We start from the raw sequence: 23,103 nt of genomic DNA, 5'->3' as shown, positions 1-23,103 counted from the left end.
CTAAAATCTAAAATCTAAAATCTAAAATCTAAAATCTAAAATCTAAAATCTAAAATCTAAAATCTAAAATCTAAAATCTAAAATCTAAAATCTAAATTTGTTAGTCAAAACCAAAGCAATAGTAATCTCTTCGCTAAAATTTCAGGAAAAAAGTTTGATTGTAAAATGTTTTACGCTTTCAAACGGTCTGAAGTCTTATTTTGTGCGCGATGCTTTTTCGAGCCGAAAAGCCAGTCAGAAAATTGCTTACTTTCAGCCTTTGTCGATTCTCGAAATCGAAGCCGTACATAAAAACAAAGGGACTTTAGAAAATTTCAAAGAAATAAAAACCGCAGTTCCTTTTCAAAGCATTCATACAGATATTATAAAAAGCACCATGGTCATGTTTTTGTCTGAGATGCTTCATTATTCTATTCAGGAAGAAGAAAAAAACGAATCGCTTTTTGTTTTTCTGGAAACGGCTTTAACCTGGCTGGATCATCATGACGAAATTTCTAATTTTCATTTGATTTTACTTTTAGAAATCACCAAGTATTTGGGTTTTTATCCGGATGTCTCAGATGTTGATTTGCCTTACTTCGAAATAAACGATGGTGTTTTTACCCTTTTTCATGGTTTGACTGCCCTTACAGAACATGAAACCAACCTCTTTAAAAAATTGATTGATTTGAAATTTGACAATACCGAAAAAGTTTTTCATGTCATCGAAAGACAGATTTTATTGAAGATTCTGATCGATTATTATAGCTTTCATTTAGACGGTTTTAAGAAGCCAAAATCACTTGATATTCTGAAAGAAATTTTTTCTTAAAGTGAATGCTATTTTTATATATTTGCGCAGTGAATTTTTATTAAAATTTTCTTAATTATTATTTTAATAAGTGAATTCATTACTAAAAACCCCAGCCTAATTATTAAATTTTTTAAAGAAAAAAATTACTATGAAGAAAATTGCTTTTTCGATTATTTTGGTTTTCTTAGTTGCTTTTTCGGCGACTGCTCAAAGAAAATACGACGAAATAATCACTACAGAGAACAGTGTCAAAGACATGGTTCAAAACGAAATAACAGGAATTGTTGTTTTTAAAGAAGGTGGAACTGTAAAAGGTTTAGATCCTGAAACGAAAAAAATTGTTTGGACATTAACAAAAGAGGATTTTGGAGCAACTTCAGCGGGTGATATCCTGACTGATCCTGATTTTGGAAAACTTTTTAAAGAAAAAAGTGATTTATCAAGTGTTCCCGGAAGTCCTTATGTAGAGGCTTACATCAATAGTAAATATATTATCATTAATACAGATGGTGGTAAAGTGGTTTACAATTCGTCTAAAGAATCTTTCTGGGTAATGCAGTCAGATTTTATTCCTGAAACAGATGAGTATTTGCTTACTTTGAAAAAAGACGGAGATATGGCAATTGCTTTATTAGATATGAAAACAGGAGAATTAAAATGGAATACTACTGTAGATAAAGCAAAATCATTATTTAGCTTCTCATTAAAAGAGTCTTCAAATACCAATAAAGCGACAGTACACGGATCAGTAATTTATTATTTGTTGTACGGAAAACTATATTCATTTGACAGAAATTCAGGAAAATTAAACTGGAAAGCCGAAGAGGATTATTCAAGATTCTTTTTGACTCAAAATGATAAAAATATTGTAGTTGTAAACAGTAAAGGTTTATTTGCAGCCAAAGAATATTTGAATGTTTTGAACACAGAAAACGGGAAAAGTATCTGGAAAGAATCTATTAAAACAAAACGTGTTGTTTATTTAGAAGACTGGGGTACAAAATTATTAATTGCTCATTATAGTGGTTTTAACTTTTTTGACCTGAATACAGGAGAAAAAGTTTGGAAAAAAGATGCTCGTGGAGATGGTTTGAAAAGAGTAATCCCTATCGATCAGGATTTCTTATATGTTGCAGAAAATGAAATGATGCTGATCAACAAAGACGGAGAAAAACTTTGGAAAAAATTCATTGAAATTTCAGACGACAAAGAAGATCCAATTTATTACTTAGGAAAAGTAGGTGAAAAAGTAATGTACCTTACAGGAACTTACGGAAACATGGTTGATTATAAAACAGGAGTTAAACTTTGGAAACGTAATATTAAGTTTGAAAAAGATCGTCCGGTTTTACCAACTTACGACGAAGCTACAAACTCTTACTTAGTATATAATGACGAGAAATTGTACAAATTTGATCCAAGCATTAGCGATAAGCCAGAACCATTTGCTAAAGTAAATATCAAAAAAGAGAAAGAATTAAATAGTATTGAATTATTTCCTTGGGGAGTTGTGCTTTCAGGACCGCTTGAAGTAATGGGAGTTAATATGGATGGAACTATAAAATACCACCTTACTTATACACAACCAGGTGAAGGAACAAGGCGTTTACTTAAAAGCGCTGCAATTGCCGGAAGTATTGGTTTAGGTGTTGGTTCTGCAGTAAGTTCAGTTAAAGGTGCTGATATAACTATGACATATCGCGATTCTGACGGTAACATGAGAACCGCAGTTGCAAAAGGAGATCAAACAAATAAGGATCAGGCAAAAGCTTATGCAGCCGGGTCAGCAGCTCTTGGTATAGTAGCAGCTAAATTTAACTCTCGTTTTAATGCAATGAAACAAAACAGAGACTTCTCTTATATTTTTGCAAAAGCAGATTCTGGAGAAAAAATTCTTGTAAAAGTGAGTAAAGTTGATGGAGTTGAGGTTGATAAAATTATTTTCAATAACAATAAACCAGTTTATGAAGTAGATCCTGCGACACAAAACATTTTTTATGTGTCTGATAAATCTATTCAAATTTTCAATAAAAAATAAGAAAATTAAAAACCCAAAGCCATCAGAATTTATTTCTGGTGGCTTTTTTTTTGCCTATGAAAAAAATATTACTCTTAATAGCTTTGCTTGTAATTGGTTCAGTTCAGGCACAAGAAAAAATAAGTTCGAAAACAAAGAAATTTAAAATTCCGGTAATTAGATATTCAGAATTTTCAGCTCTTGATAATGTATTAACGCAAACTGCTTTTTATCAAATGGATAAATCGCTGCAGGAAGAAGAATCTAATTTAAAGAAGGATTTTTTTAATATTGATGGATTTATAAAAGATCCGGTAAACGGAAAGCTTAAGCTTTACTTAACCTTTGCGATGCCCAGATATACAAACACTCAAATAGATAGTGTTTATGATAAAGAAAAAAATCGCTGGACTTATAATGCGCAATCTAACTATATAAATAATGTAAAACTAGATGTTAAGCTTGGCGATAAAATTATATTGACTAAGGATTTTGGGGGTTCAGATTCTTATTCAGTAAGTGTGGGAAATAGTATTGGTGCTTTAAAAGTTGCAGCCTCAGAACAGGACAAAAAAGTAAAGACAGCTGTAAAGAACTCAGATTACAGCGATGTAGGGCTTGGATTTGATAATGTTGTTTACAAAGCGGCAATAAGGATTCAGGATTTTTTAAATTATAAATTTGGATATTCAACTACTATAGTAAAGGAAAAATTTGAGTTTGTAACTTCAAAAGGGCATTCAGAATACAAACAAATGCTTGCTTTCGAGACAGAAATTACAGCTCAGATGGAGAAAGTAACTCTCGAGAAAGGTTTAGACGAGAAATTACTAACACCGCATCTGCAATATTTAGAAAGCTTGTTGGTTAAATATCCGCTTTCTCCCGCAAATGAAGATATTCGTTTTATAGTTACCAACAATTTGGCTGAAACTTATTTTCTACTTGAAAATAAAGAAAAAGCTTTGCAGTATGCCAATTTATTGATTGAAAATGACAAGCAGGATTCAAGAGGTTCTACAATTATCGAAAGAGTTAACAGAGGTTATTTTGCAGATAAAAAAATAAGAAGCCATACACCACGTTTTGCAGAACTTAAAAAATTAGGTTTAAAGATTGCGGAGGAAAAAGAAGAATTAAGATTAGCGTTTTTTGAAAAAATCGACCGTCAGGAAGCTGATTGGAGTATTGAGAAAGAAAATAGAGCAGCAGCTTTAGAAAAAAGCAAAATTCAGCGTGAAAATATGCTGGATTCTATTGCTTATCAATCTAATCCGGATTTGTTAGCGAAAATCATTGCTAATTTTGGCGGAAGCGATGTTCTGAAAAAAGTCGAGAAAACACATTTATTATCTAAGTTAACTTTAGAAGAGAGTAAGATACCTCAAACAGAAGAAAGATGGGCGACGACGACTAATTATCTTCTGAAAAAGAAAATGCCCGAAACCTATTATGAAATTGTAAATGGGCCGGAAGCATGGAGTCACAGTGATCGCGAAAGTGGAATAGAAGCTAAATGGGCAAAATTACCAGTGTACACTTACGGTAATCTTTCTGCAAATTTAGATCCGGTGAATTTTTTAACTGCTTTTAGACTTGACTTATGGAATAAACTGGATCTTTTGCAAGACGAAATGGTCGATGGAAAATTATGTTATCATTTGAATTATTTCGAAAAAACATTAAATACAAGTAATAGAACAATTCCTAAAACAGATTATCATCTTTTTGTAGACAAAGAAAACTTTTCGATTGTAGCGACAGAAAGAACAGAATTTGATGATGGAAACAAAAGTTTTTTTGAGAGAAAGCTTTTTAAAGATTATCGTCCGGTAACGGCATTAAATTCAGGAAAAATTCCGCATAAAATCAATTATGAAATTGAGGATTTTTACGGAGATACTTCTTATCAGGAAAGTCGTGAAAAAGTTGAAGTAAATGCTGTTTTTGGAAATAGAATTTTCATGAAAGAAGTCTATTTCGGAAGTTTTAAATAGTCTTTTATACTTAAAAAAAGAATAATAAGAATTGATTGGTTTTTGGTTTAATGGCTCAATTTTTTGAGTTTAGTACCGGAAACTAATCAATTCTTTTGTTTTTGTACCCATTATCTCAACAAAAGTTTGTGAAATTTCAAGAAAGTGGCGGTCAATAATCCAAAATTCCTTACTTTCGCACCTCGTTTAAGAAAAGGATAAAATGAGCACAAAATTTACTGAATACAAAGGACTTGACTTGCCAACAGTAGCGTCAGAAGTACTTGATTTTTGGAAGAAAGAAAATATATTTGAAAAGAGCGTAACAACTCGCGAAGGTGCTGAGCCTTACGTATTTTTTGAAGGTCCGCCTTCAGCAAATGGTTTACCGGGAATTCACCACGTGATGGCACGTGCGATTAAAGATATTTTTTGCAGATATAAAACTCAAAAAGGTTTTCAGGTAAAAAGAAAAGCCGGATGGGACACACACGGATTACCTGTAGAACTAGGTACCGAAAAAGAACTTGGAATTACAAAAGAAGATATTGGTAAAACCATTTCGATCGAAGAATATAACGAAGCGTGTAAAAAAACCGTTATGCGTTATACCGACGTATGGAATGATTTGACCGAAAAAATGGGATATTGGGTAGATATGGAAGATCCGTATGTTACTTATAAACCAAAATATATGGAGTCTGTTTGGTGGCTTTTGAAACAAATCTACGATAAAGGTTTGTTGTACAAAGGATATACGATTCAGCCTTATTCTCCAAAAGCAGGAACAGGATTGTCTTCTCATGAAGTAAATCAGCCGGGAGCTTACAGAGATGTTACAGATACTACCATTGTTGCGCAGTTTAAAACATTGCCTGAAACATTGCCTTCATTTTTACAAGGTTTTGGAGATATTCACATCTTGGCCTGGACGACAACTCCGTGGACATTGCCATCGAATACCGCTTTGACCGTTGGTCCAAAAATCGATTACGTTTTAGTAAAAACATTCAATCAATATACTTTTGAGCCGGTAAATGTTGTTTTGGCTAAGAATTTAGTTGGAAAACAATTCGGAAAAGGTTTTTTCTTAAGTGAAGACGATGCTGACTTTGACAATGTAAAAGAAGGTGATAAAAAACTTCCGTACAAAATTTTAGCGGAAGCAAAAGGAATTGATTTAGTTGAAATTCGTTACGAGCAATTATTGCCATACGTATTACCTTATCAAAATGCTGAAAATGCATTTAGAGTAATAGCTGGAGATTTCGTTACTACAGAAGACGGAACCGGAATTGTACATACTGCTCCAACTTTTGGGGCTGATGATGCTAAAGTAGCAAAAGAAGCGAAACCAGAAGTGCCGCCAATGTTGGTTCTGGACGAAACCGGAACAGCAGTGCCGCTGGTAGATTTACAAGGAAAATTCACTTCGCATTTAGGAGAACTTGCTGGTAAATACGTGAAAAACGAATATTATGATGCGGGACAAGCGCCAGAGCGTTCTGTTGATGTTGAAATTGCTATTCGATTAAAAGAAGAAAATAAAGCCTTTAAGGTTGAGAAATACGTGCACAGTTATCCACACAGCTGGAGAACTGATGAGCCGTTATTATATTATCCACTAGACTCCTGGTTCATAAAAGTAACCGATGTAAAAGATAGAATGTTCGACCTGAACGAAACTATCAATTGGAAGCCTAAGTCTACTGGTGAAGGACGTTTTGGAAATTGGCTTAAAAATGCCAACGACTGGAACTTATCTCGTTCTAGATATTGGGGTATTCCGTTGCCAATTTGGAGAACTGAAGACAAAAAAGAAGAAGTTCTTATTGGTTCTGTTGAAGAATTATACAACGCGATCGAAAAATCTATCGAAGCTGGTTTTCAAAAAGAAAATCCGTTTAAAGGTTTTGAAATCGGAAATATGGCTGAGTCTAACTATGATTTAATCGATTTGCATAAAAATGTCGTCGATCAAATAACTTTAGTTTCGGCTTCAGGACAGCCAATGAAACGCGAAAGCGATTTAATTGATGTTTGGTTCGATTCAGGAGCTATGCCTTATGCGCAATGGCATTATCCTTTTGAGAACAAAGATAAAATTGATGAGAATAAAGATTTTCCTGCGAACTTTATCGCCGAAGGTGTCGATCAGACACGTGGATGGTTCTATACCCTGCACGCGATCGGAACTTTGGTTTTTGATAAAATAGCTTATAAAAATGTAGTTTCGAATGGTTTGGTTTTAGACAAGGACGGAATAAAAATGTCTAAGAGTAAAGGGAATACTATAGATCCTTTTAAAACTATCGAAGAATATGGTCCTGATGCTACACGCTGGTACATGATCATGAATGCGAATCCTTGGGACAACTTAAAATTTGATCTTGAAGGAATTGCTGAGGTACGTCGTAAATTCTTCGGAACATTATACAATACCTATTCATTCTTCTCATTATATGCGAATATCGATGGATTTAAATATGAAGAAGCTGAAATTCCGTTAAACGAAAGACCTGAAATCGATCAATGGATCATGTCTGAATTACATTCTTTAATAAAATTTGTTGATGAATGTTACGAAGATTATGAGCCTACAAAAGCAGCAAGGGCAATTTCTGATTTCGTTCAGGAAAACCTAAGTAATTGGTACGTTCGTTTATGTCGTCGTCGTTTCTGGAAAGGAGAATATGCACACGATAAAATCGCGGCTTATCAAACGCTTTATACTTGTCTGTTAACGATCAGTAAATTAAGCGCTCCAATTGCTCCATTTTTTATGGATAAATTGTATCGTGATTTAACAAGTTCGACAGAATCTGAGCAATACAGCAGTGTTCACTTGGCTCAGTTCCCGAAATTTGTCGAAAACTTTGTTAATAAAACGTTAGAAAGCAAAATGCAGAAGGCGCAAACCATCTCATCTTTGGTTTTATCGCTTCGTAAAAAGGAAATGATAAAAGTGCGTCAACCTTTGCAAAAGGTAATGATTCCGGTACTTGACGAAAATCAGAGAGCCGAAATTTTAGCTATTTCCGAGCTTGTAAAAGCAGAAGTAAACGTTAAGGAAATCATACTTTTAGAGGATGATTCAGATATTCTGGTAAAACAAATTAAGCCTAATTTTAAAGCCTTAGGTCCACGTTTTGGTAAAGATATGGGTTTGATTTCCAAAGAGATACAATCTTTTTCGGCAGATCAGATCAATCGGTTAGACAAGCAGGGCACGTTAGATATTGTTATTGCTGGAAATAATGTAACTTTATCACTAGAAGACGTCGAAATAACATCGCAGGATATCGAAGGTTGGCTGGTTGCAAATTCAAACGGAATAACAGTTGCGCTTGATATTACAATCTCTGAAGAATTGAAAAACGAAGGTATCGCGAGAGAATTAGTAAACAGAATTCAAAACATCCGTAAAGATTCAGGATTTGAAGTTACTGATAAGATTAAAGTTCAAATAAAACGAAACGGTATTTTAGAAGAAGCAATTCTAAAAAATATAGACTATATTAAGTCTGAGACATTAACAGATGAATTGGTTTTTGTGGATAGTTTAGAAAACGGCACAGAAATTGAATTTGATGATATAAAAACAATGATATTAATTTCAAAATAAATATAAAATGATAGATGAAATTACAAGATACTCTGACGCTGATTTGGCAGAGTTCAAAGAAATAATTCAAAATAAAATACAAAAAGCACAAGCCGATCTGGATTTAATAAAAAGTGCTTACATGAATGATTTGAATAACGGAACAGATGATACTTCTCCAACTTTTAAAGCATTTGAAGAAGGAAGCGAAACAATGTCTAAAGAAGCGAACTCGCAGTTGGCTATCAGACAGGAAAAATTCATCCGCGATCTAAAAAACGCATTATTCCGTGTAGAAAATAAAACATACGGTATTTGCAAAGTAACTGGTAAATTAATTGGCAAAGAAAGGCTTAAAATCGTTCCTCATGCAACAATGAGTATCGAAGCGAAGAACTTGCAACGATAATAAATACTGAATGAAATAAGCGCTCCTTTTAGGGGCGTTTTTTTTTGTTTAATGTTTTGTTGTAATGTGTTTAAGGTGAGTTTAAACCTTTTGAAAGAATTTGATTATAATTAAAAAAGAAGAGCTAAAATTATAAGTCAATTTTTTGTAAGAAGTAAAAAGTATGCGATTTGGGGCAACGAAAAATTTTTTTTAATTAGAACTACCTTGATTGCAGATAGCTCTAATTAAAAAATAAAACTAAAAACTAAGCTAAGTTTTTCTCTAGCTCTAATTTGTGTTTTTTTAATACAGCTCTTGTCATTCCTAAATTTGCCTTAGATGAATCTGCAGCAAGATAGATCATGAATTTTTTGTTTGGAGAAATATCGATAATGTGAATTTGATTCGAAAGTGTGATCAAAATATCTTCGATGTCCTGGTTTAAATTTAAAGCTTTTACGGCGCTTAATTTGGCTTTTACAACTTCAAGATTATAGGCCGCTGCAAGTTCAGGATCGAACGCCGGATCAATTGTTAGATTTCCAAAGCTTAATCCTGATTCAATTTCGGTTACAGCTACCGCTATAAAGCCGTTTACGTTGGTTTTCATTTCATTTAAAAAAACGTTTAAAAAGTCGTTACTCATAGTTTAGGGTTGTTTTTGGGTTAATAGATTTATGTTATTTTAATAGGGAATTCTTACTTAATTCTGTAGCGACTTCATCAGTTGAGCGCATTAATAAACCCAGATTACTTCCATCTTTCGAAAATGCAATTATAAAGTTTGTACCGCTTATTTTATTTCCAATAACAACACCTTCCGAGGTTTTTAGAAATAATTGTTTTAATACCCCTTTATCTAAATCAATTAAGAATTTTTCGCTCATTGATAAGATAGCAGCGCTCATTGCGGCAACGCTATCTGCATAATCAATCTCTAATGATGTAATTAATTTTCCTTTTCCGTTTATTATTAATGCAGCAGAAGATTTTGTAGTAACCAGGAAGTTGTTTAGAGTAGATGTTATTTCAGTCATATTTGTAGGATTTAGCAAAACTGTTAAAATTAATTTATTTTGATGTCTATTGGTAAGGAATATTGCTTTTCGATCTAAACAAGTGTTAATTTTTACTAACAAATATAAATTAAATTATGTATCATTGTAATACCAAATCATTAATAATTTTATTTATTTAACATAAAAAACTTACACAATGGCTAAAGTATTGAAATTCAAAGATGTAAACTCTGACGTAGAGCATAGAATGAAGGAATTTGAAAAAATTCGCATTAAATTTAAAGCTGATGTAAAAAAGGCCGAAGCTAAAAAAGCAACAGCCGGAAAAGAGGGTAAAGGTTTGCTTAAGTCTATTTCTGAATTTTTTGCAGATACGCCAAAGACTCCAAAGGCACCAGTCCAGCCAAATACTAAAAAATAAACCTTTATAAGAATAAATAAATTAATCTGACACGCCTCTGTTTGTGGCAGAAAAGAATTAACGCTCCATTGGGAGCGTTTTTTTTGATTAAATTGTTACTTTTGCCCCATCAAAATTTAATAAAATGTCATTACCAAAAGCGTATTTCCTTATATTCTTAGTTTTAATTGTTGATCAGCTTTCAAAAATATACGTAAAAACAAATTTTGTTTTAGGTGAAGAAGTTGTTGTTTTTGATTGGTTTAGAATTCATTTTATAGAAAATGAAGGAATGGCCTGGGGAACAAAAATACCGGGACAATACGGAAAGTTGATTTTGACTGTTTTTAGAATCTTTGCTGTATTTGGTATCGCATATTGGTTGTCTGATTCAATTAAAAGACGTCATTCTAATTATTTGATCGTTGCAATTGCCTTAATTTTTGCAGGAGCAGCCGGGAATATTATTGATTCTGTTTTTTATGGGATTATTTTTGATGACAGTCACGGTAATCTGGCAACATTATTCTCGCCGGAACCTTACGGAACTTGGTTTCATGGTTTGGTAGTAGATATGTTTTATTTTCCTCTCTGGAGAGGTACTTTGCCAGCTTGGTTCCCTGTTTGGGGAGGCGAAGAAGTTTCTTTTTTTAATGCTATTTTTAATGTTGCCGATATGGCGATTTCTACAGGTGTTGGGATTTTGTTATTTTTTAATAAAAGAGCATTCCCTAAAACTGCATAAACTTTTAAAATTCCAATAATTCAAAATTCCAAATTCCAATAACTGTGTAATAAATACGTCAGGCATTGGAATTTGGAATTTTTCATTATTTGATTTAGTATTTGCCTCAAGTAGATATTGGAATTTAGAATTTCCATTATTGGGGTTTAATATTTATTGTGCTATTTTTACATTATAAAACTAAAGTTATGCAAAGTCCGTCCTTTTCCCTTTATGATGCCTCTGCAGGTTCAGGAAAGACCTATACTTTGGTGAAAGAATATCTTAAAATTATTCTTTCTTCTCCTAAAAATGATGCATATCGAAATATCCTCGCTATAACTTTTACCAATAAAGCGGTTCATGAAATGAAAAGCCGTATTGTGGGAAGTTTGTCTGAGTTTACAAAAGAAGAACCTTCAGGAAAAGCATTGGATTTAATGGAAGATTTGTCTCGGGATACAGGACTTTCTGTTATTAAAATCAAAACAAAATCGCAGAATATCATCAAGCATCTTATTCATAATTATGCTGCGTTCGATATTTCTACAATCGATAAGTTTACGCATAAAGTAATTCGTGCTTTTGCGCATGACCTGAATTTACCCATGACTTTTGAGGTTACTTTAGATACTGAAAATTTATTGACAGAAGCGGTTGATGCGATTATTGCGCAAGCCGGACAGGACGAAACGCTGACTAAATTGTTGATCGATTTTACGATGGAAAAAACCGACGACGATAAGAGTTGGGATATATCGCGTGAAATTTTAGAGACAGGAAGATTGGTTTTGAATGAAAATAATCGAAATGAAATTTCTCATTTTCATGACAAATCTATTGAGGAATTTGTGGTGATAAAGAAGAAAATGCTGGCTCTTTGTAAAGATCTGGAATCTGAAAATGAAGTTTTTGCTACAGAAGCTCTTGCTTTGATCGATAAAAACGGAATAGATTTAAAATCATTTTCCCGCGGAACTTTTCCGAATCATCTGGAAAGTATTCGGGATGGAAAATTTAATCCGCGAAATAAAACTTTTCATGAATTTGATGACATCGCAATTAATAAAACGGCCAAAGACAAAGCATTAATCGAAAATATTATTCCGGAGCTGCTTCAGATTCTGGAGAAAATTTATAAGAATTTCGAAAAAAGAGATTTTTATAAAGCATTTCTAAAAAATATAACACCTCTTTCTCTTTTAAATACCGTTAGCAATGAGTTGGCAAAAATCCAGGCCGAACAAAATGTTTTATCGATTTCTGAATTTAATGCCATAATTCATCGCGAAATTCAGAACCAGCCCGCGCCATTTATTTATGAACGTATAGGTGAGCGTTATCGTCATTTTTTTATTGATGAATTTCAGGATACTTCAGAGATGCAATGGCAAAATCTGATTCCGCTAATAGATAATTCGCTTTCAGGCTTAGATGATTTAGGTAATAAGGGAACTTTGATGATTGTAGGTGATCCTAAGCAATCTATTTATCGCTGGAGAGGTGGTAAAGCGGAGCAATTTATAGAATTGAGTAAAGGTTTAAATCCTTTTAATAATCCTGAAAAAGTAATAAAGCATTTAGATACCAATTATAGAAGTTATAGTGAAGTAATTGATTTTAATAATTCCTTTTTTAAACTCATTTCGACTGAGTTTTCAAATGAAGATTATAAAAACTTGTATGAGAATCATAGTTTTCAAAACTCAAATTCAAAAAAAGGCGGTTATGTCAATATTTCTTTTCTTCCAATAATCGAAAAAAATGATTTTGCAGATGAAGAAGAGGTAGTCGAAAAATCAGATTTATATGTTTTAGCGACATTAAACACGATTCAAAAAGTAGTTCGTGAAGGTTTTGAATATAATGATATTGTTATCCTGACCCGAAAAAGAGATCAGGGAATTGCGATTGCCAATTATTTGACCGAACAAAATATTCCGCTTTTGTCTTCAGAAACCCTGATGATTCAAAATGCTACAGAAGTTCGTTTAATTGTTCATTTGTTGAAATATTTGCACAATAGTGCTGATCTTGAATCAAAAGCTAATTTTCTGCATTTTTTGGCTTCAAACAAAGAAATTCAAATGCCTGTTCATGACTTCATTGCTCAGGGAATGGCGCATAAATTAGAAGTTGATTTCGAAAAATGGCTTCTAAGTTTTGATGTTGCTTTGTCTTTTGAAAATATTCGAAAAAAGTCACTTTACGAAGCAGTAGAAATTATCATTTCGAAATTTGTGCCTCTTGCAGAAGGAAATGCTTATGTGCAATTTTTTCTGGATATCGTTTTAGAGAGAGATATTAGAAATCAGGCCGGAATTGCAGATTTTCTTGGTTATTGGGATAAAAATGCAGGAAGATTTAGTATTCCTTCCCCGGAAGGGATTAATGCAGTTCGAATTATGACCATTCATAAATCGAAAGGTTTGGAGTTTCCTGTGGTAATTATGCCTTTTGCCGAAGAAGATTATAATCGAAAGCCAAAAGATAAATTATGGCTTGATACTGAAGATGTTGATTTGGATGTTCCAAAAGCTCTAATTGATAATAGTAGTGCTGTCGAAGGTTTTGGAGAAAGCGCTTCGAATGTTTTTAATTTAAAGAAACAAGAAGAGTTACTCGATAATATTAATGTTTTGTATGTAGCGCTGACTCGCGCAGAAGAACAGCTGTATGTTATTTCTCAATCTTTAAAAGAAAGGAAAGATGGTGAGTTCCCAAGTAATATGGCTTCTTTTTTTATTAAATACTTAATTAACAAAGGTGTTTTTGATCCGGATAAATTAGAATATGAATTTGGAGATAAAACCAGGCTTTCAAAATCGACAGAATTAATCGATTTGGTAAAAACGATTCCGGTAGTTTTAGATGTTTTAAATCCTAAAAACATCAAAATAGCACAACGAGAATCCCTAATGTGGGGAACGCATCAGCAAGAAGCAATCGCGTACGGAAATATAGTTCACGAGATTTTAGCCTTTGTAAAAGATAAGTCAGATATTGATTTGGCGATTACAAAAGCGATTGAAAATGGTTTGATTACAATCGATCAGGTAGATATGGTCTTGAAATCGCTTCGGGAAATTGTAAATCATCCTGAATTGACTATTTGTTTTGATGGAAATTATACTATTCTGAATGAGCAAACAATCGTTCAGAAAGAAGGCAGAATATTAAAGCCGGACCGAATTGTTTTGACTGCTAACAAAGAAGCTTATCTTTTAGATTATAAGACAGGGGCGATAAATTCCAAATACACACAACAAATTCAGGAATATCAGGATGCTATTGAAGATTTAGGGTACAAAGTGTTAAAAAAAGCTTTGGTGTATATAGGAACAGAAATCGATGTAGTAAATTTGTGAAGAAATTAATCAGATGTTAAAGAGATATTTAGGTCTTAACAGGCTTAAGTTGTTAATTTTTAACGTTTTAAATAAATAAAAATGTACGGTAAAATAAAAGAACATTTGCAAAGTGAGTTGCAAACTATTGAAGAAAACGGAATTTTTAAAAAAGAACGAATTATAACTTCTGCTCAGGATGCAGAAATTACTATTTCGACAGGAGAGAAAGTATTGAATTTTTGTGCGAACAATTATTTGGGGCTTTCGTCGCATCCTGAGGTGGTGCAGGCTGCAAAAGATGCGATGGATACACACGGTTTCGGAATGTCATCTGTACGTTTTATTTGCGGAACTCAGGATATTCATAAAACATTAGAAAAAAAGATTGCTGATTTTTATGGTACAGAAGATACTATTCTTTACGCAGCAGCTTTTGATGCAAATGGTGGTGTTTTTGAACCATTGTTAGGAGAAAACGATGCAATTGTTTCGGATAGTTTGAACCACGCTTCTATTATTGATGGAGTTCGTTTGTGTAAAGCAGCACGTTACCGTTATGAAAATAGTAATATGGAAGATTTAGAACAGCAGCTGATTAAAGCTAATGAAGCCGGAGCTCGTTTTAAATTAATTGTTACTGATGGAGTTTTCTCTATGGATGGTCTTGTGGCGCCTTTAGATAAAATTTGTGACCTGGCAGATAAGTATGATGCAATGGTAATGGTGGACGAATGTCATGCGGCAGGATTTATTGGAGCAACTGGTAAAGGTACGCTTGAAGCAAAAGGTGTAATGGGAAGAGTTGATATTATAACAGGAACTCTTGGTAAAGCACTTGGTGGTGCAATGGGAGGTTATACAACTGCTAAAAAAGAAATAATCGAATTATTGCGTCAGCGTTCACGTCCGTATTTATTTTCAAATTCATTAGCGCCTGCTATTGTTGGTGCTTCTATAAAAGTTTTTGAACTGTTAGAAAAAGATACCTCTTTGCGTGATAAATTAGAGTGGAATACGAATTATTTCAAAGAAGGAATGAAAAAAGCCGGTTTTGATATCATTGATGGAGACTCTGCAATAGTTCCTGTCATGTTATATGATGCAAAACTATCACAAACGATGGCTAATGAACTTTTGAAAGAAGGTATTTATGTAATAGGATTCTTCTTTCCGGTTGTGCCTAAAGAAAAAGCCAGAATTAGGGTTCAATTATCTGCTGCACATACTAAAGACCACTTAGATAGAGCTATAGCAGCCTTTACAGTTGTCGGAAAAATGTTAAAAGTTATATAATTTCCACATACGGAAATTTTTGTAGGTTTTTTTTAACATTTCATTTTGTATTTAAAAAATTTGGTGTTACTTTTGCTTGTAATTAACTAAATTGTAATTAAAAAAAATTAAGTATGAAACATCTTAACAAACTTTTAGTTGCTGTGATGATGGTGATGGGTTTAAGTTCTCACGCACAAGACAGTAACAATCCATGGGCTATCTCTTTTGGAGTTAATGCCGTTGATACTAGAACAAGTTCTGGATCAGGAAGTGGATTCTTTGATCAACACTTTTCTCAAGCATTCGCTGCAAAAGACAACTGGAATATTCTTCCTTCTCTATCTTACATTGGTGTGTCTAGATATGTAGGTAGTGGTTTCTCTGTTGGTTTACAAGGATCTGTAAACAAAATTGATAAATTCGTTACTTTTCTTCCAACTGCTCCAGGGCATGATTCAAGAGGAAACGTTGTAAGTAATCCTGGTGATTTAATGTACTACGGAATTGATGCTACTATTAAATATAGCTTCCAGGAATTAATCAAATCTAAAGTAATCGATCCTTCGTTATCTGTTGGTGGAGGTTATACTTTCTTTGGTGATAGCAGCTACGGAACAGTTAATCCAGGTGCTGGTCTAACTTTCTGGTTTACAGATGCTATTGGTCTTGAGCTTGCTACAAGATACAAATGGGCAGTTAGCGGAGATAGAGTTGATGCTTCTGGAACTCCAGATGCTGTATCTCACTTCCAACACACTGCTGGTTTAGTTTTCAAATTCGGAGGTAAAGATACTGACGGAGACGGAATCTACGATAAAGATGATGCTTGTCCAGATGTTGCTGGTTTAAAACAATTCAACGGATGTCCTGATACTGACGGAGACGGAATCGTTGACGCTAGTGATGCTTGTCCAACTGAATTTGGTTTAGCTGCATTAAACGGATGTCCTGATAAAGACGGAGACGGAATTGCTGATAAAGATGATGCTTGTCCAGATGTTGCTGGTTTAGCTGCTTTAAAAGGTTGTCCTGATACTGACGGAGATGGAATCGCTGATAAAGATGACAAATGTCCTACAGTTGCTGGTCCTAAAGAAAATGGTGGTTGTCCTTTCTTAGACGCTGACAAAGATGGTGTAGCTGATAAAGATGATGATTGTCCTACAGTTTACGGTCCTGCTTCTAACAGAGGTTGTCCTGAAGTTACTACTGAAGCTTTAGAAGATCTTAAAGTTCAAGCAAGAGCTATTTACTTTAACTCTGGAAAAGCTACTTTCAAAACTGGTGACAAAGAAACTCCAGCTAGATTAGATGCTATTAAAGAAATCCTTAAAAACTATCCAAACGCGAAATTCAGTATTGAAGGTCACACAGATAGCGATGGTTCTGACAAATTGAACCAAAAACTTTCTGAAGAAAGAGCTACTGCTGTTATGAACGCTTTGATCGAAAGAGGAGTAAACGTTGATAACTTAGTTTCTAAAGGTTTTGGAGAGTCTCAACCAGTTGCAACTAACAAAACTGCTGCAGGTAAAGCACAAAACAGAAGAACTGAAATTAGACACATTGGTTCTAAATACCAAGGTAAAATCTAATTTACTTTCTAAATAAATACTAAAAGCCATTCTTAATTGAATGGCTTTTTTTATTTTTATACAATGATAAATACTTCTTTTCTCGGAAAAATAGCAACTGTTATAATTCAGGATTATTCGGATAAGCTTACTGAAACTACTATTGTTTTGCCAAACAAAAGAGCAAAGGTTTTTTTGATTGAAGCTTTAAAAAATGAAACTAAAAATACTATTCTTTCTCCGGAAATTATTAGTATAGAAGACTTTGTACAAGATGTAGCCTCAATAAGATCGATAGATTCAATTGAGCTTTTGTTTGAGTTTTATGAAGTGTATCTTTCTATAACAGAAAAACAAAATCAGCAATCCTTCGAGTTATTTGCCAATTGGGCTAAAACGCTTTTGCAGGATTTTAATGAAATCGATCGCTACTTATTAGATCCGGTTCATGTTTTATCCTATTTGAAAGATATAGAAGATATCAAGAAATGGGGAATTGAAGTCGAAAATAAAACCAAACTTTTAGAAAATTATATCGATTTTTGGAAACTTCTGCCTTTATACTATGATTCATTATACAATCATTTACTGAATAAATCAATTGGATATCAAGGTTTGATTTATAGAGAAGCAGTAAATAATCTGAATCACTTTTCGAATACTATTGCAAACAGAAATTTTATTTTCGCCGGTTTTAATGCTTTAAATGCTGCTGAGGAAAAAATTGTACAACATTTATTGGCGTTAGATCGGGCTAAAATTTATTGGGATGTAGATCAAACTTTTCTTAATGATCCGTATCATGATGCCGGACTTTTTGTTCGTCGTTTTAAAGAGAATTGGAAACATTATAAAACAAATATTTTTGAATGGATTGTAGATGATTTTTCTCAGTCTAAAAATATTCAGGTTATAGGGACTCCTAAAACAATAGGGCAGGCCAAGTTAGCCGGAAGTATTGTCGAAAATATAATTAATCAAAACCCTACAACATCGCTCGATAAAGTGGCTATTGTACTGGGGGAGGAAAATTTATTAATGCCTGTTTTGTATTCATTACCTTCTTCTATTGGAAGTTTAAATATTACAATGGGATATTCCGGGAAGAATAATCCATCACAAATATTGATTGCCAAATTGTTTAAAATGCATACCAATGCGCTTTCCAGAAAAGGCGAGAGTTATGTGTTTTATTATAAAGATGTACTTGATATTTTGACCCATCCTTTAGTTGAACCTTATGCAAATTCAGGCAATTTAGTTCGAATCATCAAAGAAAATAATTATACGTTTATTACTCATAACCGAATTATTGAACTTAATTCCTATCCGTCGCAATTGTTTCAATTGTTGTTTCAGAAATGGGAAAACGGGTCGATTGCAGTTCTTGAAAATGTATCGGCACTTTTGCTGTTAATCAAAGAGAATTTTAGCAATGACAATGAAGAAGAAAAGATTGCAAAAGCATTTGTTTTTGCTGTTTTTAAAGTCATTAATAAATTGATTAACTATTATTCGCAACATCATCATATTGATAATATTGATACTTTGCACGCTATTTATAAGCAAATTATTGATGTGGCCGAAGTTTCGTTTGAAGGTGAACCTTTGCATGGGCTACAAATCATGGGAGTTTTAGAAAGTCGTGTTCTTGATTTTGATACCGTGATTGTAACTTCTATGAATGAAGGAAAGTTTCCTGCAGGAAAATCTCAGAATTCATTTATTCCGTATGATGTAAAAAGAGAATTGGGTTTGCCAACTTTCAAGGAAAAAGACGCCATTTATACCTATCACTTTTATCACTTATTGCAAAGAGCTAAAAACATCTATCTGATTTATAATACCGAAAATGATGGTTTAGATGCAGGAGAAAGAAGCCGTTTTATAACGCAGCTTGAGGTCGAGAAGCAATCGAAGCACAATCTGACATTTGATATTTATAATCCTGTTTTGCCAACATCGGCCTATCAGCCTATGGTAGTTCCAAAATCTGATGCGGTTATGGAACGTTTAAAGGAAATTGCTACTGCTGGTTTTTCGCCTTCGGCATTGACGAGTTATATTCGAAATCCGATTGAGTTTTATTTTCAAAAAATACTGCGTATTCGTGAAGTAGAAGAGGTAGAAGAAAATATTGCGTTAAATACACTGGGAACAATAATTCATGAAACTTTAAAAGCGTTGTATGATCCTTTTGTGGGCAGGTTTATTTCTGAGACTGATCTTGAAAATTGTTTTAAATTGTTAGATGATGAAGTTTTACGACAATTTAAAGTTGTCTATAAAGAAGGTGAAATTAAAAAAGGACGTAATCTTCTGGCTTTTGAAGTGGCAAAGCGAAATGTTTCGAACTTCTTGAAAATGGAATTAGAAGCTATTAAAAATGGAGATGCAGTTAAAATTATAGCTTTAGAACAAACTTACGGTCGCACATTAAATCATCCAAATTTGCCTTTTCCGGTTTTAATAAAAGGAAATGTCGACAGGATTGAAATACGTAACGGAAAAATAAGAATTATCGATTATAAGACCGGTAAAGTAGAAAAAAACAATGTTATACTAAAGTCATGGAACGGATTGACACAGGAGCTTAAAAACGATAAAATCATTCAGGTTTTGGCTTATGCGTTTATGTTCGAAAATGAAGCTGCAGGTTTGCCAATTGAAGTTGGGATTATCTCGTTTAAAAATCTAAAATCGGGATTTCTTCCTTTTGGATTTAAAGAGGAAAAAGAATTGGATATGGTGGTTTCAAATGAGATTTTGAAGAATTATTTAGAAGAAATTGTTATTCTGCTTACAGAAATTTTTAATATTAATATTCCTTTTGAGGAAAAAATAATGTAAAGTATCAGAAAGCTAAACAACATTTTTGAATTTTTTAAAACCACTTTAGTTATTAATTTAACTGTTTGTGCTATTGCTGTTTTATTGGGAGGTTTTGATTACTTTTTTATAATGTTCCTGAGTTTCGGATTTTTGATCAGTATTGGTTTTAAAGAGTTGTATAGAAAAAATGATTATTTATTTTATTCGAATAACGGAATTTCAAAACTCTGGCTTTTGCTTTCCAGCTATTTGATGACTTTTATTGCTACAGTTTTAATTGGTTTGATAATTTTTTTATTAAAGAAAATATTTTGAAAAAACATATTTTAGAAGTTGACGGAATTCAAAAAAAATACAATGACAGAGTAATTCTTTCAGATGTTTATCTAAAATGTGAAACCTCGCAAATCATTGGTTTATTAGGACGAAATGGTTCAGGAAAATCAACTTTATTGAAAATTATTTTCGGAATAATACCGGCACCTAATAAATGTATCCGTATCGATTCAGTTTCAAAAAACAATGACAATAATGTGTTCAGTGAGATTAGTTATTTGTCGCAGGAACAATTTATTCCAAATCACTTTTCGGTAAAAAAAGCAGTGTCATTATCAATCGATAAACAAAAAATTAGTTTTTTTAACAATGATTCATTTATTGCGCCTCTTTTAGGGAAACAAATAAGTCATTTGTCAAGTGGCGAATTGCGATATTTAGAAATTAAAATTGTTCTTTCGAATCCTTCAAAATTCGTTTTGCTAGATGAACCTTATAATGGATTATCTCCTTTGATGGTAGATGTTGTCAATGAAATGATCGAGGCAAATTCAGACAAAAAGGGAATTGTTATTACAGATCACAATTATAAAAATGTAATCAAAATTTCAACTCAATTGGTTTTGATCAAAGAGGGTAAAACGCATTATATCAGGAATAATGCAGAACTTGTGTCAAAAGGTTATTTGGTAGATTTGGAGCTTTTGTAGGGGGCTTTTAGCTGAAAATCTTTTTAAAAAATCCCTTTTTTGCGCTTTCCTGCAAATTAGGATTGTTTATGCTTCCGTTTTCAAAACGAAATCTTCTAAATTTCATCAATTTTACATTTAAGTCAAAACGTAGTTCGTCAACAGTTTTCATTTTGTTCAATTTTTTTGCAAAGCTATGGAAAAACTTGCTGTAAACAGATGGTCTTGCAAATGTTAAAATACTATTTAGGATATCTCAAACAGATTGATCTCTTTTTAGTTAAATCTTCTTTTTTTGTTAACGTTTTTTAGAAAGTTTATTTAAAAAATAAAGAAACACTATCGTATAAATAAAAGTGTTTCAAACGGTTACGTGTGTCTTTTTTTTAACAAGTGTTTATCGGACAATTCTATTTATTAAAATATCTTTGGCTCTTCTTAAAAATGATATAACAACGATATGATTGATTTAAACACACTCGTAGAAGAGACTGGAGCCGAATCTGGATTAACTTTTAACATAGATGGTATTTTGCTCGAATCGGTTAATTTAGAGTATGACGGAAATGTAGCAGCGATGATCGGAATGATATTAAAGATGTGTTTAGAAATGTCTGAAGATGTAAATAACGGAGATCTTAAACAAGTCATGATTAAGAACAAAGATGGTATTGTGGTGGCCAATAAAGACGAACAGGATAACTGTGTTGCGTTGCTTTCTAAAGATATAAGTAAAATGGGACTTTTGCTGCGCAAAATGGATACCGTTTTCAATAATTAATTTAAATACAATTAAAACATGTCAGATTTTTTACAGAATTTCCAAAACGATTTAAAAGAAAATATCAACGGATTTATTGCTGTTTCAGTAACCGAGGTTGAAACAGGAATGTCTTACTCTTCGCTTTCTTTAAATCCTAATTTTGACCCGGAATTAGCATCTGCTTATAATTTAGAAGTGGTAAAAGCAAAATTAAGTGCTATTAAAGCTTTGGGATTAGATCAAAAAATCAATGATATCTTAATAACACTTACAGATCAGATACATATTATAGATGTTTCTGAAGATGGTAAGTATTTTATTTACTTAGCGGTTGACTCAACAAAAGCGAATCTTGGATTAACAAGAGCAACTTTGTCTAAATTCAAAAAAGACATTATATCAAAATTATAAGTTTGCCCCAATAATGAGAAAAAGGCTGTTCATATTTTTTGAGCAGCCTTTTTTGGTTTTATAAAGTGGATTATAATTATTCGAAAAAATCCAATAAAGTGGTTTTCAGTTCTTCTTTGTTTTCGATCTGGCTCATGTGTCCGTCTTCAAAAGAAACTAATTTTGCGTTTGTATTTTCGATTTGACTAATATTTTCTTCGTAGTTTAAAACCGGATCTTTTTTACCTAAAATCAATAAAACGGGGAATAAGTTTTTTTGCAAAAGCGATGCTCTGTCTTTTCGAATTTTCATTCCTTCGAGCGAAGCTACAATTCCTTGTAATGGAGTTTTTAAAGCTTCAACTTTTGCTTTTTCTATTTCGTCAGCCAATCGCGTTCGGTTGTTTTCACTGAACAAGTTACCAATCGCAAGACTTACAAAGTTTACATAGTTTTGTTTTACTGCTTTTATGGCGCGATTTCGGTTTATTTTTTTCTCGTGACTGTCTGCTTTTGATGTAGAATTGAGCAGAACCAATTTATTGATATTCTTTGGGAATAATTCGGCGAAAGCCAAACCAACATAACCTCCCATAGAGTGCCCCACAATTGTGGCTTTTTCGATCTTCAAATGTTTTAAAATTTCGTGTACAACATTTGCATTTTCCTCCATAGAATGAACATATCCCAACGAATCAGATTCGCCATGACCTAATAAGTCGATAGCGATAACCTGATATTTTTCAGCGAAAAGAGCAACATAATCGTCCCACATTTTTTTATTTTCAAGAAAGCCGTGAAGCAAAACAATTGCAGTTCCCTGACCTGAATCAGAATAAGAAATCTTGGTATTTTTATATAAAAGAGTTTTCAAAATAGTGTTTTTATTATAATTGCAAAGATAAGAAAAGCTAAAACCATATAAGTACTATAAGTTCATTTGAGTTAAAATTACTACGTATTGGTTCAATTTTAGATGAACTTATATTACTTATATGGAAAAAAAAACGGCTAACATTTCTGCCAGCCG

18 protein-coding genes are annotated in these 23,103 nt (G+C 32.9%); 14 read left to right on the top strand and 4 right to left on the bottom strand.

The window, feature by feature from the left end:
- Positions 1–97: 97 nt before the first annotated feature.
- The 5 genes from recO to ACIDC4_RS15870 all read left to right on the top strand — a co-directional run bounded on the left by recO (position 98) and on the right by ACIDC4_RS15870 (position 8,799).
- Positions 98–811, top strand: coding sequence for a DNA repair protein RecO (gene recO, locus ACIDC4_RS15890; protein ID WP_230033597.1), 714 nt, complete (start codon positions 98–100; stop codon positions 809–811).
- A gap of 130 nt (positions 812–941) precedes the next feature.
- Positions 942–2,831, top strand: coding sequence for an outer membrane protein assembly factor BamB family protein (locus tag ACIDC4_RS15885; protein WP_412043522.1), 1,890 nt, complete (start codon positions 942–944; stop codon positions 2,829–2,831).
- A gap of 56 nt (positions 2,832–2,887) precedes the next feature.
- On the top strand, positions 2,888–4,807 hold the full coding sequence (locus ACIDC4_RS15880) for a hypothetical protein (RefSeq protein WP_412043521.1): 1,920 nt from the start codon (positions 2,888–2,890) through the stop codon (positions 4,805–4,807).
- A 202-nt stretch (positions 4,808–5,009) separates the two neighbouring features.
- Complete coding sequence (ileS, locus tag ACIDC4_RS15875) at positions 5,010–8,411, top strand: isoleucine--tRNA ligase (RefSeq protein ID WP_412043520.1); 3,402 nt, start codon at positions 5,010–5,012, stop codon at positions 8,409–8,411.
- Between the two features lie 7 nt (positions 8,412–8,418).
- A complete protein-coding gene (locus ACIDC4_RS15870) occupies positions 8,419–8,799 on the top strand; it encodes a TraR/DksA family transcriptional regulator (protein WP_007807070.1) in 381 nt (126 codons plus the stop codon).
- A 247-nt stretch (positions 8,800–9,046) separates the two neighbouring features.
- Here ACIDC4_RS15870 and ACIDC4_RS15865 read toward each other — a convergent pair whose 3' ends face one another.
- Together ACIDC4_RS15865 and ACIDC4_RS15860 are read right to left on the bottom strand one after the other, a co-directional pair.
- A complete protein-coding gene (locus ACIDC4_RS15865) occupies positions 9,047–9,427 on the bottom strand; it encodes a hypothetical protein (RefSeq protein ID WP_230033589.1) in 381 nt (126 codons plus the stop codon).
- 34 nt (positions 9,428–9,461) lie between these two features.
- On the bottom strand, positions 9,462–9,818 hold the full coding sequence (locus ACIDC4_RS15860; protein ID WP_412043519.1) for a roadblock/LC7 domain-containing protein: 357 nt from the start codon (positions 9,816–9,818) through the stop codon (positions 9,462–9,464).
- Between the two features lie 178 nt (positions 9,819–9,996).
- Here ACIDC4_RS15860 and ACIDC4_RS15855 point away from each other — a divergent pair, with 178 nt between their 5' ends.
- The 7 genes from ACIDC4_RS15855 (at position 9,997) to ACIDC4_RS15825 (ending at position 20,941) form a co-directional block, all read left to right on the top strand.
- Positions 9,997–10,221, top strand: coding sequence for a hypothetical protein (locus tag ACIDC4_RS15855; protein WP_208683374.1), 225 nt, complete (start codon positions 9,997–9,999; stop codon positions 10,219–10,221).
- Between the two features lie 124 nt (positions 10,222–10,345).
- Positions 10,346–10,945 carry a lipoprotein signal peptidase gene (locus tag ACIDC4_RS15850; protein WP_412043518.1) on the top strand — a complete coding sequence of 200 codons (600 nt, stop codon included), beginning with the start codon at positions 10,346–10,348 and terminating at the stop codon, positions 10,943–10,945.
- 188 nt (positions 10,946–11,133) lie between these two features.
- Positions 11,134–14,292 carry a UvrD-helicase domain-containing protein gene (locus tag ACIDC4_RS15845; protein WP_412043517.1) on the top strand — a complete coding sequence of 1,053 codons (3,159 nt, stop codon included), beginning with the start codon at positions 11,134–11,136 and terminating at the stop codon, positions 14,290–14,292.
- Between the two features lie 81 nt (positions 14,293–14,373).
- On the top strand, positions 14,374–15,567 hold the full coding sequence (gene kbl / locus ACIDC4_RS15840) for a glycine C-acetyltransferase (RefSeq protein ID WP_412043516.1): 1,194 nt from the start codon (positions 14,374–14,376) through the stop codon (positions 15,565–15,567).
- A gap of 113 nt (positions 15,568–15,680) precedes the next feature.
- Positions 15,681–17,144: an OmpA family protein gene (locus tag ACIDC4_RS15835; RefSeq protein ID WP_412043515.1), complete on the top strand. Its 1,464-nt coding sequence runs from the start codon at positions 15,681–15,683 to the stop codon at positions 17,142–17,144.
- A gap of 63 nt (positions 17,145–17,207) precedes the next feature.
- Positions 17,208–19,973, top strand: coding sequence for a PD-(D/E)XK nuclease family protein (locus tag ACIDC4_RS15830; protein ID WP_412043514.1), 2,766 nt, complete (start codon positions 17,208–17,210; stop codon positions 19,971–19,973).
- 293 nt (positions 19,974–20,266) lie between these two features.
- Complete coding sequence (locus ACIDC4_RS15825) at positions 20,267–20,941, top strand: ATP-binding cassette domain-containing protein (RefSeq protein ID WP_412043513.1); 675 nt, start codon at positions 20,267–20,269, stop codon at positions 20,939–20,941.
- A gap of 7 nt (positions 20,942–20,948) precedes the next feature.
- Here the strand turns inward: ACIDC4_RS15825 and ACIDC4_RS15820 are convergent, their stop codons facing one another.
- Complete coding sequence (locus ACIDC4_RS15820) at positions 20,949–21,092, bottom strand: hypothetical protein (RefSeq protein WP_412043512.1); 144 nt, start codon at positions 21,090–21,092, stop codon at positions 20,949–20,951.
- Between the two features lie 288 nt (positions 21,093–21,380).
- Here ACIDC4_RS15820 and ACIDC4_RS15815 point away from each other — a divergent pair, with 288 nt between their 5' ends.
- Positions 21,381–21,701 (top strand): roadblock/LC7 domain-containing protein, encoded by a 321-nt coding sequence (locus tag ACIDC4_RS15815; RefSeq protein WP_078006835.1) that lies wholly within the window; start codon positions 21,381–21,383, stop codon positions 21,699–21,701.
- 18 nt (positions 21,702–21,719) lie between these two features.
- Positions 21,720–22,094 (top strand): hypothetical protein, encoded by a 375-nt coding sequence (locus tag ACIDC4_RS15810; protein ID WP_230033574.1) that lies wholly within the window; start codon positions 21,720–21,722, stop codon positions 22,092–22,094.
- Positions 22,095–22,170: 76 nt separating this feature from the next.
- Here the strand turns inward: ACIDC4_RS15810 and ACIDC4_RS15805 are convergent, their stop codons facing one another.
- The gene (locus tag ACIDC4_RS15805; protein ID WP_412043511.1) at positions 22,171–22,947 is read right to left on the bottom strand and encodes an alpha/beta fold hydrolase; all 777 of its coding nucleotides are present in this window, start codon (positions 22,945–22,947) and stop codon (positions 22,171–22,173) included.
- Positions 22,948–23,103: the final 156 nt, after the last annotated feature.

This window comes from Flavobacterium sp. C3NV (genome assembly GCF_046825355.2).
In the GTDB taxonomy this organism is placed as follows: Bacteria; Bacteroidota; Bacteroidia; order Flavobacteriales; family Flavobacteriaceae; genus Flavobacterium.
This window is presented reverse-complemented; position numbering and strand designations above follow the sequence as displayed.

What these genes read in the sequence shown, in the direction of transcription:
- ACIDC4_RS15885 (WP_412043522.1), top strand. Translation starts at nt 942, where the DNA reads ATGAAGAAAATTGCTTTTTCGATTATTTTGGTTTTCTTAGTTGCTTTT.
- ACIDC4_RS15880 (WP_412043521.1), top strand. Translation starts at nt 2,888, where the DNA reads ATGAAAAAAATATTACTCTTAATAGCTTTGCTTGTAATTGGTTCAGTT.
- ileS (WP_412043520.1), top strand. Translation starts at nt 5,010, where the DNA reads ATGAGCACAAAATTTACTGAATACAAAGGACTTGACTTGCCAACAGTA.
- ACIDC4_RS15870 (WP_007807070.1), top strand. Translation starts at nt 8,419, where the DNA reads ATGATAGATGAAATTACAAGATACTCTGACGCTGATTTGGCAGAGTTC.
- ACIDC4_RS15865 (WP_230033589.1), bottom strand. Translation starts at nt 9,427, where the DNA reads ATGAGTAACGACTTTTTAAACGTTTTTTTAAATGAAATGAAAACCAAC.
- ACIDC4_RS15860 (WP_412043519.1), bottom strand. Translation starts at nt 9,818, where the DNA reads ATGACTGAAATAACATCTACTCTAAACAACTTCCTGGTTACTACAAAA.
- ACIDC4_RS15855 (WP_208683374.1), top strand. Translation starts at nt 9,997, where the DNA reads ATGGCTAAAGTATTGAAATTCAAAGATGTAAACTCTGACGTAGAGCAT.
- ACIDC4_RS15850 (WP_412043518.1), top strand. Translation starts at nt 10,346, where the DNA reads ATGTCATTACCAAAAGCGTATTTCCTTATATTCTTAGTTTTAATTGTT.
- ACIDC4_RS15845 (WP_412043517.1), top strand. Translation starts at nt 11,134, where the DNA reads ATGCAAAGTCCGTCCTTTTCCCTTTATGATGCCTCTGCAGGTTCAGGA.
- kbl (WP_412043516.1), top strand. Translation starts at nt 14,374, where the DNA reads ATGTACGGTAAAATAAAAGAACATTTGCAAAGTGAGTTGCAAACTATT.
- ACIDC4_RS15835 (WP_412043515.1), top strand. Translation starts at nt 15,681, where the DNA reads ATGAAACATCTTAACAAACTTTTAGTTGCTGTGATGATGGTGATGGGT.
- ACIDC4_RS15830 (WP_412043514.1), top strand. Translation starts at nt 17,208, where the DNA reads ATGATAAATACTTCTTTTCTCGGAAAAATAGCAACTGTTATAATTCAG.
- ACIDC4_RS15820 (WP_412043512.1), bottom strand. Translation starts at nt 21,092, where the DNA reads ATGAAAACTGTTGACGAACTACGTTTTGACTTAAATGTAAAATTGATG.
- ACIDC4_RS15815 (WP_078006835.1), top strand. Translation starts at nt 21,381, where the DNA reads ATGATTGATTTAAACACACTCGTAGAAGAGACTGGAGCCGAATCTGGA.
- ACIDC4_RS15810 (WP_230033574.1), top strand. Translation starts at nt 21,720, where the DNA reads ATGTCAGATTTTTTACAGAATTTCCAAAACGATTTAAAAGAAAATATC.